The sequence below is a fragment of the Pseudomonas sp. FBCC-B545 genome, from assembly GCF_059134095.1.
In genome coordinates this window covers 4,288,144-4,302,823 of record NZ_CP101441.1, presented here as the reverse complement: position 1 = coordinate 4,302,823, position 14,680 = coordinate 4,288,144, and the positions used below count along the sequence as shown (strand labels likewise).

Below are 14,680 nucleotides of genomic sequence, written 5' to 3'. Positions count from 1 at the left end.
AACCCTTAAAAGTTGTCAGTGGAAGTGAATACGCCGACCCGAAGGCCTTCGGCAGTATAGATCTCGCGTCCGTCGACAGTCACCGAACCGTCGGCGATGGCCAGGTTCAGCTTGCCCTTGAGGACGCGCTTGATTTGAATGTTGTAGGTGACTTTCTTGGCGCTCGGCAGGACCTGGCCAAAGAACTTCACTTCGCCCGAACCCAGGGCGCGGCCGCGGCCCGGCAGGCCTTGCCAGCCCAGGTAGAAGCCGACCAGTTGCCACATGGCATCGAGGCCCAGGCAGCCTGGCATCACAGGGTCGCCTTCGAAGTGACAGGCGAAGAACCAGAGGTCCGGGGTGATATCCAGCTCGGCGACCAATTCACCTTTGCCGTACTTGCCACCCTCTTCGCTGATATGGGTGATGCGATCCACCATCAGCATGTTCGGGGCGGGCAGTTGCGCGTTACCTGGGCCGAACAGCTCACCGCGACTGCAGCGCAGCAGGTCTTCCCGAGTAAAGGCGTTTTGTTTGGTCATGCGAGCTCCTCAATAATCCCATGCGGCAGGGTAGGGTAAATCTTCCCGAACCGAATGAAGCGTTCATGCCTCATAGCGGCAGCCTACACATAGACTATTGCGTTGTAGTGAAAGTCACAGCGGCAAGGTACTGAATGTACACTTGTTCACTGAAATTTTAAACCGGGCCTGTTTATCGGCCCGTTCGGGTGCCTAAGACTGCCGCACTTTCGTCTTTCACGCCAGTCAGAGTTGGCTGATGGCGCGGCGCTATTGCACCCAGCGCTGCAGGATTTCCTGCAAATCCGTGCGTTTGAACGGCTTGGCCAGGTAATCGTTCATTCCGGCTGCCAGGCACGCTTCGCGGTCACCCTGCAATGCGTTGGCCGTCAGGGCGATAATCGGCAGATCGGCGCAGCCGGGCAGTTGGCGAATCTGTCGAGTGGCTTCGTAGCCGTCGATCAACGGCAAGCGGCAATCCATCAGGATGGCGGTGAAAATCAGGCTCTCGGCGCTGCGGATCGCCTCGGCGCCATCGGTGGCCAGGCTGACTTCAAAACCCAGGCTGCGCAACATTGCTTCGACCACTGTGCGATTGACCGGGTTGTCTTCCACCAGCAACACGTGGCGTCCGTCACCGGCACTGGTTTTGCCAACGGCGTCTGGAGCAATGGCCTGCACCTGTTGCTGGTCGATAGCCAGCGGGATTTCCAGGGTAAACACCGAGCCCCGGCCTTCTTCGCTCCGGGCCCGCAAGGTGCCGCCCATGCGCTCGGCCAGGGTGCGCGCAATTGGCAGCCCCAGGCCGGTGCCGCCGTAACGTCTTGAAATGGAACTGTCGGCCTGCTGGAACGCATCGAACATCAGCTCCAGGCGTTCGGCAGAAATGCCAATTCCGCTGTCGCGCACCGTGCAGGTGAACCAGACCAGTTCGTGGTCCAGGGTTTGCCAATGGGGCTCGACGGTCACGCTGCCATGTTCGGTAAATTTCAACGCGTTGCCGATCAGGTTGACCAGTACCTGCCGGATACGTGTCGGGTCGCCCCGCACTTGCAGGGCTTCCATGCCCGCAGGAATCGGTAACTCCAGGGTCAGCCCGCGCTGCTGGGCGCTGTGCTGGAAGGCCTGGGCGCAGCTGTTGATCAGGTCCGCCAGGTTGAAGGAAATATGTTCCAGTTCCAGTGCGGCGCGCTCAATGCGTGAGAAGTCGAGGATGTCGTTGATCACCTTGAGCAAGTGCTCGGTGGACTCGGAAGCCAGCGCCGCGTACTCGGTCTGTTCTTCGGTCATCTCGGTGGTTTCCAGCAGTTGCAGCATACCCAGCACACCGTTCATGGGCGTGCGCAGTTCGTGGCTCATCATCGCCAGGAATTCCGATTTGGCGTTGTTCGCACGCTCGGCTTCCTCGCGGGTCTGGATCAACTGGGCGATGGCTTGTTGCTGTTCGCGACTGGCTTGGTTGAGGCCCTCGGCCAGGTTGTTGATATGCCGCGACAGGTCGCCCAGCTCCGAGTCATCGACAATCGGCAGTGGGGTCTTGTAGTCGCCCTGCTGGATCGCCTTGACCGCGTTGCCCATGGCGCTGATCGGCTGCGACAGGCTCGCCGCCAGGCGTCGCGCCAGCAGGAAAGTGAACAGCAGGGCGAACAGCGCCAGGATCCCGGCCTTGAACAGGATCTGTTGCTGGCGCTGGCTGAACGCGTCGTTGGACATGCCGACGATCACCCGGCCCAGGTAATCCGCGCGGGGTGCCATGGGGCCCTTGAGGTTGTCCTGGAAGAAGTCATTGCCCAGCTCGATATGTTGCAGGCGGATCGGCGCCTGGAACACTTTCACCGACAGAGAGCGGTCATGCTTCTCCGACGGTTGCTCGACATACACCAGGATGTTTTCGGCGCTGTCCTGAATCTCCAGGAAGCGTACGTGAGGCGTGGCCAAGGTCGCGCGCAGCAGGGATTCGAGCACATCGTTGTTGCCGGAAATCACCCCGTACTCGGTAGCGGGCGCCAGCTGGTTGGCGATCAGTTGACCGGTGTGATCCAGTTCCTGGCGCAAATCCTGGATACGCACGAAGGTAAAGAAACTGATCAACAGCAGGGTCAGCAATAACGCGGGGCCCAGGGTAATGAGCTGGGTGCGGGTGTTGATATCCCAACGACGACGCAAGGTCATGGGCGTTTTTCTCCTTCGGCCAAGCGGGCGGCGACGGCGGCTTCATCGACCTGTTCGATGCCCAGTGAGCGCGCGACTTGCGGGTTGCCCACGACTTTGAAGTGTTCCGGGTACAAGGTGTGCGGCCAATTGGCCGGCGCATGGTCCAGCAGGCGGTCCAGCACGGCGAGCCAGTCGGGCTGATCACTGTAGGTGCTGGCCAGGCTACCGGCCCTGACAAACCCGGCGTTGGGGCCCACCAGTGGCAGTTGTTGGGCGTAGCTGCTCAGCAACAGGTTTTTTGCAGTTTTGGGGTTGTACAGTTTTGGGTCGTCGAGGCCGAGCAGCACGTCGCTGTTCTTGAACAGGGTCTGCAGCGCACGGCTGTCATTGGTGTTATTCCATCGTTGCGGCACGATTTCCAGGCCCATGGGTTTGGCGAACTGCATCAGTTCGCGAAGCAGGAACTCGCTGTCGGCACCGTAAAGCACGCCGATGCGGTGGGCCTGGGGCAGGATGCTGGCGATCAGGTGCAACTGACGTTCCAGCGGCGGGTCACTCCACAGCAGGCTGATCTTCGCCGGATGCGTGTCGCCCAGGCGTTGTCGGGCCTGCAGGCGGCTGATGCGCAGCACCAGGGTCGGCGGGCCTTGAGCGTCCTGCAGACGCCAATCCAGGCCGGGCAAGTCGAGGAGGATCAAGCGGGTGCTGGCGGGCAAACGGCTCGGCGCTGGCAAGTCCTTGAGCGGGGTGAAGGTGATCTGGTCTTCGGGGCGCTGTTGCGCAAGGGCCTGGGTAAAGGCTTGTACGCCGGCACTGTCTTGGACTGCTGTCAGCAGGATGTCGGCGCTCCACGCCGGGGTCGCCAGCAGCAGGGCTGCCAGCAGCACGCCGCGGCACCAGCGCAGTGGAATCAAGAAGAGGGTCATCCGTGACTGATCGCCCATGTCAGAAGTCCAGCTCCGCGCTGAAGTAGAGGACGTGACGATGATCGTAGTTATTGTCGGCCCAGTTGGTGGGCTGGTTATCAAGGCGTTGTTGCAGCATGCCGGCCAGTTCCACATTGGTCTTGGCCACTGCAATGCGCTTGGCCACCCGCAGGTCGACCCGTTGGAAGCGATATTGGTTGAGTGCGTCGTCGCCATAGTAGAACACTGCGCTGGACCAACCCTGGCCCCATTCACGCAGCCATCCGGCCGAGCCGCTGTTGCGGGCGGTTTGCGCCTTGTCCAGCGGGTTGCTGGAGGAGGCGTCGACATAAGCATAGGTCAGGCGCAGGCGGTCGGCGTTGCTCACGCGCCAGTCCAGCTGTGATTCTGCCCCGGTAAACCGCGAGCTGTTGGCGTTGCTGGCGATGTATTGGTTGTTGCGCAGTGGCGAGCTGATCATGTCGGTGATTTCGTCATAGAACAGCTTCACATCGACATTCAGCCCCAGGTCGGCAAAGAAACCGTTGTAGCCCAGCTCTCGTGAGCGCATCAATTCTTTGTCGAGGTTGCCGGGGCCGCGCGTCACGACAAAATACTGCCCGGAGTCTTGCCCATAGGCCGGGGAGCTGAGATTGGTGACGCGGTAGCTCCAGTTGACGTTGTTCTCGAACATGTCCGGCGAGCGGACCGCCTCGGAGTAAACCGCCCGCAAGCCATGGCGTGGGTTGATCAGGTAATTGACCGCCACCCGCGGGGTCAGGGAATTGCCGCTCAGGTGGGTGTCTTCGTACATGGCGCCGCCCTGCAGCAGCCAGTGTTCGCTGGGCCGCCATTCCAGCTGGCCGAACAGGCGCCAGGTGGTGTCGTCGAGCGTTCCGTTGAAGTAGGTGTCCGAGTCGGCGCGGTCGTAGCGGTAATTAAGGCCGCTGACCAGGCGCAGGCTATCGGACAGGCTGAGGGTGTCCTGCAGTTCCAGGTCGTAGCGGCTTTCCCGGGTACTTTGGTCGATATCGCCGCAGACGGGGTCCTTGCCACCCTGGTGTTTCCACTGATCGAGCACCTGATTGGCCAGAGCCTGTTCGGCGGCGCTGCCGGGTGGGGCGGAGCCTTGGCTGTAGGTCTCCATGTTGCGAGCCAGCCGTTCGGCGTAGTTGGGGTTGAGCTGCCATAACTGGGTCAGCTGCGGGCTGAATGAGACCTTGGCGTCACAGGCTTTCCAGATTTGCCGGCGATCCCACTGCTGCGCCGATCCCTGGATGTACAGGCTGTGGTCGGGGTTGAAATCGAAGTTCCAGCGCAGTGAGCCTGCGTAGTCCTTGGCGGTAATGTCGGAATTGTTGCCACCTTCGGTAATGCCATCAAATACCGGCGTGTAGGTATAAGGGCGCTGGTTGGTGCCTTCCTTGACGTTCAGCTGCCAGTCGAGGCTCTGTTGCGCGTTCAGGGTCTGGCTTACCGCCAGGCTGAAACGGTTGAGGCGCCGTCCATCACGGCGGTCGGCGCCGACGGCGTTACTGTCAAAGCCATCGTCCTGTTGCCCGGACAGGGACAGGCGCAAATCGCCGGTCTCCCACCCCACACCCTGGCTGGCATAGAAGTCGTTGATCCCGCGTTCGCCACGGGTGACCTTCATGCGCGAACCGTGGCTGTTGGCCGGCGAGCGGGTGAGGATATTCACCACCGCCATCAGCGCGTTGGCGCCATAGCTGACGGTGTTGGGACCGCGAAATACCTCGATGCGCTCGATATCCTCCATGGCTACCGGGATATCGCTCCAGTCCACCGTGGCCAGGCCGGCGCGATACACCGAGCGACCGTCGATCAACACCTGCATGCGCCGTGCATCACTGGCGCTGGTGCCGTGGTAGTTCACCGACGCCTGGTTGCCAGTGGTGTAGCCGACCATCATCCCGGGCACCAGCCGCAGCAGTTCCGAAATGTCCCGGGCGCCGCTGGCCTTGATCAGCTCGCTGTCGATCACCGTCATGCTGCCGGGCACGGCGGCGGCCGATTGCTTGAGGCGCGTGGCGGTCAAGACCTGCGGCAGCGGTTGGCCGTCGAGAAACAGATCGTCAGCCAGTGCAGGCAGGCTGCACAACAGCATCAACATTAGAGATGAGCGAGGAGGAGGGCCCAGATACACGGCACGGCCTTGTTAATGACGGATAGCCGCCCATGTTAACTGAGGCGGGGCTATTTGCCAGTCGTCGGATTTGCAATTACCTAGCACAGGCGTGGCATTTTCCGACAGGCGTGCGAATTGATACGGGGGCTGGCCGCAAGCGGGGCGCCCCGTATAATGCCGCCATCGCCACTGGTATGGATTAACGGATTGCATATGACAGAACAGCGCCCTATCGCGGTCCTGGGAGGCGGAAGTTTTGGTACCGCCGTGGCTAACCTGCTGGCCGAGAACGGCCAGACGGTGCGTCAGTGGATGCGCGACCCCGAGCAGGCCGAAGCGATTCGCGTGCATCGTGAAAACCCCCGTTACCTTAAAGGCATCAAGATTCATCCGGCGGTCGAGCCGGTCACCGACCTGCTGGACACCCTCACGGCCTGCGACCTGTGCTTTGTCGCGCTGCCCTCCAGCGCCTTGCGCTCGGTGCTGGCCCCCCATGCCGAACGCCTGGCAGGCAAGCTGCTGGTCAGCCTGACCAAGGGTATCGAGGCCCATACCTTCAAGCTGATGAGTGAAATCCTCACAGAGATCGCACCTCAGGCGCGCATTGGCGTGCTATCCGGGCCGAACCTGGCGCGGGAAGTCGCCGAGCACGCCCTGACGGCCACGGTGGTCGCCAGCGAAGACGAAGCCTTGTGCGAGCGTGTGCAGGCGGTGTTGCATGGCCGTACTTTCCGGGTCTATGCCAGCGCCGACCGTTTTGGCGTCGAATTGGGCGGGGCACTGAAAAACGTCTACGCGATCATTGCCGGCATGGCCGTGGCCCTGGGCATGGGGGAAAACACCAAGAGTATGTTGATCACCCGCGCCCTGGCCGAGATGACTCGCTTTGCGGTGAACCAGGGCGCCAACCCGATGACGTTCCTCGGCCTGGCAGGCGTGGGCGACTTGATCGTCACCTGTTCATCGCCCAAGAGCCGTAACTATCAGGTCGGGTTTGCCCTGGGCCAGGGCCTGAGCCTGGAGGAGGCGGTGACGCGCCTGGGCGAAGTGGCCGAAGGGGTCAACACCCTCAAGGTACTCAAAGCCAAGGCCCAGGAGGTCGGCGTGTATATGCCGCTGGTCGCCGGCCTGCACGCGATCCTGTTCGAAGGGCGCACCTTGGACCAGGTCATCGAGCTGTTAATGCGGGCCGAGCCCAAGACCGATGTCGACTTTATTTCCACCAGTGGTTTCAACTGAGGAACGCATCATGAACGATCCGAAAGCCGCCCCCAAATACGAGTCGATTGCCTTGCGCGTCCTGTGGATGCTGGTATTCGCGCTGGTGTGGCAGGTGGCGCAATTGCTGCTCGGCGCACTGGTGGTGGTGCAGCTGGTTTACCGTGTGATCTACGGCGCACCTAACCTGGGCCTGATGAACTTTGGTGACAGCCTCAGCCAGTTCCTCGCGCAGATCGGTCGCTTCGGCAGCTTCCACACCGAGCAAAAGCCCTGGCCGTTCGCCGATTGGCCAGCCCCGCGTGCCCCGGAAGGCGAAGCCGCTCACAGTGTGCCGCCGGCTCCGCACCCCGTGCGTGATGAAGAGCCAAAGCTATGAAGTTGTGGATTCTGCGCCACGGTGAAGCCCAAGGGCATGCCCGGACCGACGCCGAACGCAACCTCACCGAGCATGGGCGCGCCGAAGTATTGCGCAGCGCTGCGCACCTGATTGGCCAGCCCCTCAGCGCCATCATCGCGAGCCCCTATGTGCGGGCGCAGCAGACGGCGCAATTGGTGCAGGAAGCGTTGGCGTTCAAGCCGGAGATCCGTACGGTGCCGTGGCTGACGCCCGATGGTAACCCGCAGCAGGTGCTGGAAAAACTCGACACCAACGACAACGTGCTGCTGGTCAGCCACCAACCCCTGGTGGGTAACCTGATCAGCTATCTGCTGCACGGGCATCAGCGCCAGCCGCAGCCGATGTACACGGCGAGCCTTGCAGAGCTTGAGGGCGATTTTCCGCTGGCCGGCTTGATGAGCCTGGTCGATGTGAAGAATCCGTAGATAGGTATTTACACAGCGTTGGTGCGACGCTGGACCTGTGGCCTGACGACGATCTAAATGTGGGAGGGGGCTTGCCCCCGATGGCGGTGTCAGCTCCAGATGAATTTGCTGACACTCCCTCATCGGGAGCAAGCCCCTCAAACTTCAATTAAGCTACTGATTTTAAATAGTTAAAATTTAGTCTTAACGCCGGATATTTTGGAGGCGGCCCAGATTGCTGCGCGACGGCGCCACGTCGTCGATGTGACCGGGTTGTTGGGTTGATGGGGCGAGTACATATCCGTTGCTTAGGTAACGGCCACTATAGGTTCCGCTCTTACAGCGGCTCACTTTTGAACAGCGTGCAAAAGTAAGCAAAACGCTCTTGCCCCACCACTCGGCACCTCGCCCAGGCTCGGTGTGCCCTCTCTCCGGCTTGAAACCGTGGGCCGCCGTCATGGGCCATCCTTGGCCCAGGACGGCTAACCCGGCGTCCTGCCGGGTTGCCCACGGCTTCAAGCCTGCGTTCGGCCAGCGTGGTTTAACGGGGCGCCTGAGATCAAGATCAAATGCGACTCGCTGCGCATCGCAGATACGCTGGCGGCGCTTCTGTTTTTTCTGCAGGAGCGAGCTTGCTCGCGAAAAACCTGAGAACGCCGCGTTCTTTCTGGTTTCCCGCGTCATCGTTAACGACCTTCGCGGGCAAGCCCGCTCCCACAGGGGGACGCGCACGCTTCAACGATCAGGTCGGCTATAAGGCCGCCTCGCTGTGCTTTTGATCTTAGGCGCCCCGTTAAACCACGCTGGCCGGAATTCGATGTTGATTTGGGGGGTAAACCGGCAGGGATGCCGGTTTAGCCGCCCCGCGCCATGGATGGCGCGTGGCGGCGGCCCCCCAAATCAATGTCGGATTACGGGCACACCGAGCCTGGGCGAGGTGCCGAGTGGTGGGGCAAGAGCCTTTTGGTTACTTTTGGGCTCTTCGGTACGTGTCAATGTATCTGTCGCCTTACTACTGTTTTAGCAACCCATTGCGGCCTTAGCATCCGGTCGCTCCGGGTTCAGATAAACAGCTTCTGCAAGCTGCCAGTTACGTGTGTCCCCGCTCCAGCGGCTGGGATTAGCCGCTTTAGCGGACTTGTACAGATCATTGCGGGCTAGCAGCAAAGCCGGCGCCTTACCCTCGTGGCGCTCGTTCGGCGTCACGTACTTCAAGGCGCTGTGGCGGTGTTCTTCGTTGTACCACTCAACAAATTTCTGCACCCAGAGCCTCGCTTGAGTCAGGTCGTCGAACGGCTGGTCTGGCCACAGCGGGCAATATTTGGCTGTGCGGAAAAGCGCTTCGGCGTATGCGTTATCGTTGCTAACCCGAGGGCGGCTGAAGGACGGTTCAACACCCAGCGAGATCATGCTTTCACGCAGCAGCGAGCCCTTCATCACATGCCCGTTGTCCGAGTGCAGAATCAACGGCCGACCCGCGGTATGCTCCCGTAAACATCCCTTTTCAAGTAGTGCACAAGCATGTTCTGAACATTCGGACTCATGTACTTCGTTGGTCACCAACTTGCGGCTGTAGATGTCCTTGACCATGTACCAGTAGTAAAAACGGCCCTTGATGGTGGTGGGTAACCAAGTGATATCCCAACACCACACCTGATTAGGGCCGTCGGCACGATGTGTGGTCAAAACTCTGCGCTTGGGCGCCTTCGCTCGACCACGGCGTGTGTTCTGATTCGCTTCTCTCATCACCCGATAAAACGTGGACTCCGATGCCAAATAAATGCCTTCGTCCGCTAGTTTTGGGACGATTTGATGCGGTGTCAGGCTCGCATAACCAGGTTGATTGGCGGCATCCAAAACAGCCTGACGCTCTAGAGCGCTAAGTTTGTTTGGCGGCGCTTCGCGCTGGACTGTCTGGCGTCTGTCTACTGCGCAGGTTCGCCAGCGCTGGACTGTCCGCAGACAAAGCCCAAGTTCATTACACGCCCGAAATCGGCGCGCCCCACTGGCTACTGCTTCGGCGATCAGCCCTAAAACCTGTATACGATCGGAGGCGCTGATCAGTCTTCCTCGTCCTTGCCCCAAATCGCATTGGCTTTTTTTCTGAGCTCCAGCAAAGCCACCGCCTCCTTGCGATTAGCGTCGGAGCGAAGCAGTTGCCGCTCAAGCTCCTTAATTGTTGTTTGCTCGACGGATTGCTTCTTAGAGGGCTGAGGATCAAGTGTGTCGTTGGCGTTCTGGCACGCTAGGCGCCATTGTTGAATCTGCTCAGGATAAATGCCTTTGATTCGGCAGTATTGAGAAAGCTCAACCTCGCTCAACGGTGCGGTTTCCATAACGGCATTAAACTTATCGGTACTGGACCACTGATCACTTGTCTTGTTATTGCCTGGAACGACCAAACCTTTATCTCTAGCCATTTGTCTCCAATCTCGTAGTGACTGTGGGGTGACGCCGATTGCAACGGCGAGTTCTGCCACCGCTCGATTAAGGGGCGGCATCATTTGCAGAACCGCCCAATCTTTGAAGTCATTGTCATAACATTTCGGCATTGCCAAACACCTTCGCCCCCTTGAATGATTGAGTCAAACATCAGAGGTGACAGATAGGCTGACACGGGGGGTCTTTTCAAAAGTGACCCGCTGTAAAAGCGGAACCAATAGTGGCCGTAACCTAAATAACGGATATGTACTCGGTCTGATCCAACATCCCGGTCGGCTGTCAGGCCGCCACGGGAGCAAGCTCCCTAGTTTGCTGCGCGACAGCGTCACATCGAAGATGTGGTGGGGACTCCCACATTGGATCCTCGCTGTCTTGAGCACTTCGTTCGCTTGACTGACCGGGGCCGCGCCAAAATCATGTAGCCACCTATGCCTCGATAGCGGCCTTATAGCCTATCGCTCCAGCAGGCCGTTGCCTTTGTATGTGCTATACAGTCAACCAAGCAAGTGCTTGGTTGACTGTTTGGCGGATCACAAAGGAGCGCGTCCCATGCCTGTCGCTTTTCGTTTGCCGTTACAGGTTTTCTTCGAGCGTGAAGCGCGGCACCCACGCAAGGTTTTCCTGGTACAGCCCCTCGATGGCGGCGAGGTGCAGACCCTGACCTGGGGCGATGTCGGCCACCAGGCCCGGTGCGCCGCCCATTGGCTGCGTGGCCGGGAGTTGCCCCAGGGCTCGCACATCGCCCTGATCTCAAAAAACTGTGCGCACTGGATCATTGCCGACCTGGCCATCTGGATGGCCGGGCATGTCTCGGTGCCGCTCTATCCCAACCTCACCGCCGACTCCGTTGCCCACGTGCTGACCCATTCCGAGGCGGCGTTGGCGTTGATCGGCAAGCTGGATGATTGGCCGGCAATGGCGCCGGGTATTCCAGCGGGTGTGCCAACCATCAGCCTGCCGCTGTGCCCGGCGGGGACGTTCGATTTCAGCTGGGCGGACCTGCAAGCCTGCTCACCGATCCAGGACAACCCAGAGCCCCTTGCCTCGACACTGGCCACCATTGTTTATACCTCCGGGACTACCGGGCTGCCCAAAGGCGTGATGCACACGTTCGGTGCCCTGGGCTTTGCCGCTACTCGCGGCACCGAGTTGTTTGGCCTGGGGGAAGCAGACCGGCTGCTGTCCTACCTGCCGCTGTGTCATGTGGCCGAACGCATGTTTGTGGAAATGGCCTCGATCTACACCGGGCAAACCGTGTTTTTTGCGCAAAGCCTGGAGACCTTCCTCACCGATTTGCGCAGGGCACGCCCGACGGCCTTGTTTGGCGTGCCTCGCATCTGGACCAGATTCCAACTGGGGGTCTACGCCAAGCTCCCGGAAAAGCGCCTCGAAACCCTGTTGCGCCTGCCATTCATCGGCAAGCGTGTCGGCCATAAAGTGCTGGCGGGCCTGGGGCTGGATGCGCTGCGCATCGCCCTGTCCGGCGCGGCACCGGTGCCCGAGGCGCTGTTGCGCTGGTATCAGCGCCTGGGCCTGGACGTGCTGGAGGTGTATGGCATGAGCGAAAACTGTGGCTATTCCCATGTGTGTACCCCGGGTGCACAGAAGCCAGGCTGGATCGGCCTGCCGTGCCCTGGCGTGGAAGTGCGCATCGATCCGGCGGGCGAGGTGCAGGTGCGCAGCGGCGCGACCATGCAGGGCTATTTCAAGGACCCGCAGAAAACCGCTGAAACGCTCACCGAGGACGGCTTCCTGCGTACCGGTGACAAGGGCGAGCAGGACGCTGACGGCCGCCTGCGCCTGACCGGGCGCCTCAAGGAGATCTTCAAGACCAGCAAAGGCAAATACGTCGCCCCGGCACCGATTGAAAATCGCCTGGCCGAACATGCGCGCATCGAACAAGTCTGTGTGGTCGGGGAGGGGCTCGGCGCGCCGATCGGGCTTTGTGTGTTGTCGGCGCCGCATGAGGACCATCGAACCCTTGGCGCCGGTCTTGAACGCTGGCTGGAACAGGTCAACGCTGTCCTGGATAAACATGAGCGCCTGCGCCAACTGGTGGTGGTGAAAGACAGTTGGGCGGTGGAAAACGGCTTCCTGACCCCGACCTTGAAGATCAAGCGCAACGTGATCGAGTCGACGTACGGGCCACAATTGCAGGCATGGAGCGCGCGTACCGAAACCGTTCTGTGGCAGGATTAGGCACGTAATAAAATCAACAAGGACAACCCCATGAGCCTGTGGCGCACCCAACCGAATATCGAACAACTCAATGCGATGCAGAAAAACACCATCGGCGAGTTGCTGGATATTCGTTTCGAAAGCTTCGACGACGACTCCCTCACCGCCAGCATGGTGGTCGATCACCGCACCCATCAGCCTTACGGGCTATTGCACGGCGGCGCCTCAGTGGTGCTGGCCGAGAGTGTCGGCTCCATGGCGGCCTACCTGTGCATCGACGCGAGCAAGTTCTATTGCGTGGGCCTGGAGGTCAATGCCAACCACCTGCGTGGCGTGCGTAGCGGGCGGGTGACGGCGGTGGCCAAGGCTATTCATATCGGGCGCACGACCCAGGTGTGGGACATCCGCCTGAGCAGCGACGACGGCAAGGCCAGCTGTATCTCGCGGCTGACCATGGCCGTGGTGCCGCTGGGCGAAAAACCACCGGCGCGATAGGCGTGGCGTGAGTGTCATCATTCCTGGCAGTTACAGTCATTGCCGCAGGGCGCCGGCATGGTGACAATCCACCTCTGTTTTCGTCGATGGAACCTGTATGCCGCAGCACGTGTTTTTTACCCACGCCAATGGCTTCCCATCGGCCACTTACGGCAAGCTGTTTGCCGCCCTGGCCCCGGAATATGCGGTGGCGCACCTGCCGCAGCACGGTCACGACCCCAGGTTCCCGGTGGACGATAACTGGCAGAATCTGGTGGATGAGTTGATCCACCATCTGCAACAGCAGCCAGAGCCGGTGTGGGGCGTGGGCCATTCCCTCGGGGGCGTGCTGCACTTGCACGCAGCCATGCGTTGCCCGCAGTTGTACCGGGGCGTGGTAATGCTGGATTCGCCGGTGCTGACCCGGGCGGACCGCTGGGTGATCCGTGCCGCCAAGCGTTTTGGCTTTATCGACCGCCTGACGCCGGCTGGGCGCACCCTCGGCCGCCGTGAAGAGTTCACCGACCTTGAAGCCGCACGCAGCTATTTTGCCGGCAAGACCCTGTTTCGTGGCTTCGATCCCGATTGTTTTGACGCGTACCTGCAACATGGCCTGCAGCAAGTGGGCGACCGCCTGCGCTTGCGTTTCGATCCGGCCACCGAAATCAGCATCTATCGCGGCGTACCCCACACCAGCCCGGGCCAGGTGCGCCAATTGAAGGTGCCGCTGGCGGTGGTGCGTGGGCGCCAGAGCCGTGTGGTGATGCGCCACCATGCCAGCGGCGTCGACCGCCTGCCCATGGGCGAAATGCTCACCATGCCGGGCGGCCATATGTTCCCCCTGGAACGCCCCCAGGACACCGCCACCTTGATCAAGAACCTGTTCGCCCGTTGGCAAGCCCGCGAGCGCAGTTGCGCATGAGCACACCTGTCGAAGAAGTTCGCCTGAGCCTGCCGCACATTGAGTTGGCGGCTCATCTGTTCGGCCCCGAGGATGGCCTGCCGGTGATCGCCCTGCATGGCTGGCTGGACAACGCCAACAGCTTTGCGCGCCTGGCGCCCAAGCTGCACGGCTTGCGTATTGTCGCGCTGGATCTGGCGGGGCACGGGCACTCGGACCATCGTCCGGCAGGGGCCGGTTATGCCTTGTGGGACTATGTCTATGACGTGCTGCAGGTCGCCGAGCAATTGGGCTGGCAACGTTTTGCATTACTTGGCCATTCCCTGGGTGCCATCGTCTCCCTGTTGTTGGCCGGGGCCTTGCCGGAGCGTGTGACGCACTTGGGTTTGATCGATGGCGTGATCCCTCCGACCGCCAGCGCCGAGAACGCGGCCGAACGCCTGGGCATGGCCTTGCAGGCGCAAATGAGCCTGCAAGACAAGCGCAAGCCTGTCTACGGCACGCTCGATCGAGCGGTGGAGGCGCGGATGAAGGGCGTGGTAGCGGTCAGTCGTGAAGCCGCGCAACTGCTGGCCCAGCGCGGCCTGATGCCAGTACCGGGCGGTTACACCTGGCGCAGCGACAGCCGCCTGACCTTGGCATCGCCGACGCGCCTGACCGATGAGCAGGCCATGGCTTTCGTAAGGCGCTTAGGTTGCCCTACGCAGTTGGTGGTCGCGGCTGACGGCATGCTGGCGAAACATGCTGAATTGCTTTCCCAGCTGCCCTTCACCGTCACCACGCTGCCAGGCGGCCATCATTTACACTTGAATGACGAGCCCGGCGCCGTTCTTGTTGCAGACTGTTTCAATCGGTTCTTCTCCGCGCCTTGACTTGGCGAGGTCAACTGCCGAGGCTGGGCGGATTGAAAGGGAGTCAACCATGTACACACTCAATACCGCTGTCACCCCCGTTGGCC

At 60.9% G+C, this 14,680-nt stretch carries 12 protein-coding genes; 7 read left to right on the top strand and 5 right to left on the bottom strand.

Features of this window, described 5'->3' with window-relative positions:
• Positions 1–5 precede the first annotated feature (5 nt).
• The 4 genes from fabA to NMB39_RS19855 form a co-directional block, all read right to left on the bottom strand.
• Positions 6–521 carry a 3-hydroxyacyl-[acyl-carrier-protein] dehydratase FabA gene (gene fabA / locus NMB39_RS19870; protein ID WP_003190035.1) on the bottom strand — a complete coding sequence of 172 codons (516 nt, stop codon included), beginning with the start codon at positions 519–521 and terminating at the stop codon, positions 6–8.
• Between the two features lie 249 nt (positions 522–770).
• A complete protein-coding gene (locus NMB39_RS19865) occupies positions 771–2,672 on the bottom strand; it encodes an ATP-binding protein (protein ID WP_306957505.1) in 1,902 nt (633 codons plus the stop codon).
• On the bottom strand, positions 2,669–3,598 hold the full coding sequence (locus tag NMB39_RS19860; protein WP_057025727.1) for an ABC transporter substrate-binding protein: 930 nt from the start codon (positions 3,596–3,598) through the stop codon (positions 2,669–2,671). The genes NMB39_RS19865 and NMB39_RS19860 overlap by 4 nt, the downstream gene beginning before the upstream one ends.
• A 1-nt stretch (position 3,599) precedes the next feature.
• Positions 3,600–5,723: a TonB-dependent receptor plug domain-containing protein gene (locus NMB39_RS19855; protein ID WP_331717121.1), complete on the bottom strand. Its 2,124-nt coding sequence runs from the start codon at positions 5,721–5,723 to the stop codon at positions 3,600–3,602.
• A gap of 195 nt (positions 5,724–5,918) precedes the next feature.
• On the opposite strand from NMB39_RS19855, the gene NMB39_RS19850 reads away from it, so the two are divergent.
• Genes NMB39_RS19850 through sixA form a run of 3 tightly spaced genes read left to right on the top strand, consistent with a single transcriptional unit; the run spans position 5,919 to position 7,748 of the window.
• Positions 5,919–6,944: an NAD(P)H-dependent glycerol-3-phosphate dehydrogenase gene (locus NMB39_RS19850; protein WP_046069076.1), complete on the top strand. Its 1,026-nt coding sequence runs from the start codon at positions 5,919–5,921 to the stop codon at positions 6,942–6,944.
• A gap of 7 nt (positions 6,945–6,951) precedes the next feature.
• Positions 6,952–7,302, top strand: coding sequence for a DUF4389 domain-containing protein (locus tag NMB39_RS19845; protein WP_172833443.1), 351 nt, complete (start codon positions 6,952–6,954; stop codon positions 7,300–7,302).
• Positions 7,299–7,748, top strand: a complete 450-nt coding sequence (gene sixA, locus NMB39_RS19840; RefSeq protein WP_494340180.1) for a phosphohistidine phosphatase SixA — start codon at positions 7,299–7,301, stop codon at positions 7,746–7,748. Before NMB39_RS19845 ends, sixA begins: the two co-directional genes overlap by 4 nt.
• Before the next feature lie 999 nt (positions 7,749–8,747).
• On the opposite strand, the gene NMB39_RS19835 is transcribed toward sixA, so the two are convergent.
• Positions 8,748–10,279 (bottom strand): IS3 family transposase gene (locus NMB39_RS19835; protein WP_494339157.1). Its coding sequence is split into 2 segments (ribosomal slippage): positions 8,748–9,838 and positions 9,838–10,279, totalling 1,533 coding nucleotides; the frame shifts between segments, so codons are not numbered across the junction.
• A 439-nt stretch (positions 10,280–10,718) separates the two neighbouring features.
• Between NMB39_RS19835 and NMB39_RS19830 the strand changes: the two genes are divergently transcribed.
• The 4 genes from NMB39_RS19830 (at position 10,719) to NMB39_RS19815 (ending at position 14,594) form a co-directional block, all read left to right on the top strand.
• Positions 10,719–12,368 (top strand): AMP-binding protein, encoded by a 1,650-nt coding sequence (locus NMB39_RS19830; RefSeq protein ID WP_306957508.1) that lies wholly within the window; start codon positions 10,719–10,721, stop codon positions 12,366–12,368.
• A gap of 30 nt (positions 12,369–12,398) precedes the next feature.
• Positions 12,399–12,842 (top strand): hotdog fold thioesterase, encoded by a 444-nt coding sequence (locus NMB39_RS19825; protein ID WP_494340181.1) that lies wholly within the window; start codon positions 12,399–12,401, stop codon positions 12,840–12,842.
• 97 nt (positions 12,843–12,939) lie between these two features.
• The gene (locus tag NMB39_RS19820; RefSeq protein ID WP_046069073.1) at positions 12,940–13,743 is read left to right on the top strand and encodes an alpha/beta fold hydrolase; all 804 of its coding nucleotides are present in this window, start codon (positions 12,940–12,942) and stop codon (positions 13,741–13,743) included.
• Positions 13,740–14,594, top strand: coding sequence for an alpha/beta hydrolase (locus NMB39_RS19815; RefSeq protein ID WP_494340182.1), 855 nt, complete (start codon positions 13,740–13,742; stop codon positions 14,592–14,594). The genes NMB39_RS19820 and NMB39_RS19815 overlap by 4 nt, the downstream gene beginning before the upstream one ends.
• Positions 14,595–14,680 lie beyond the last annotated feature (86 nt).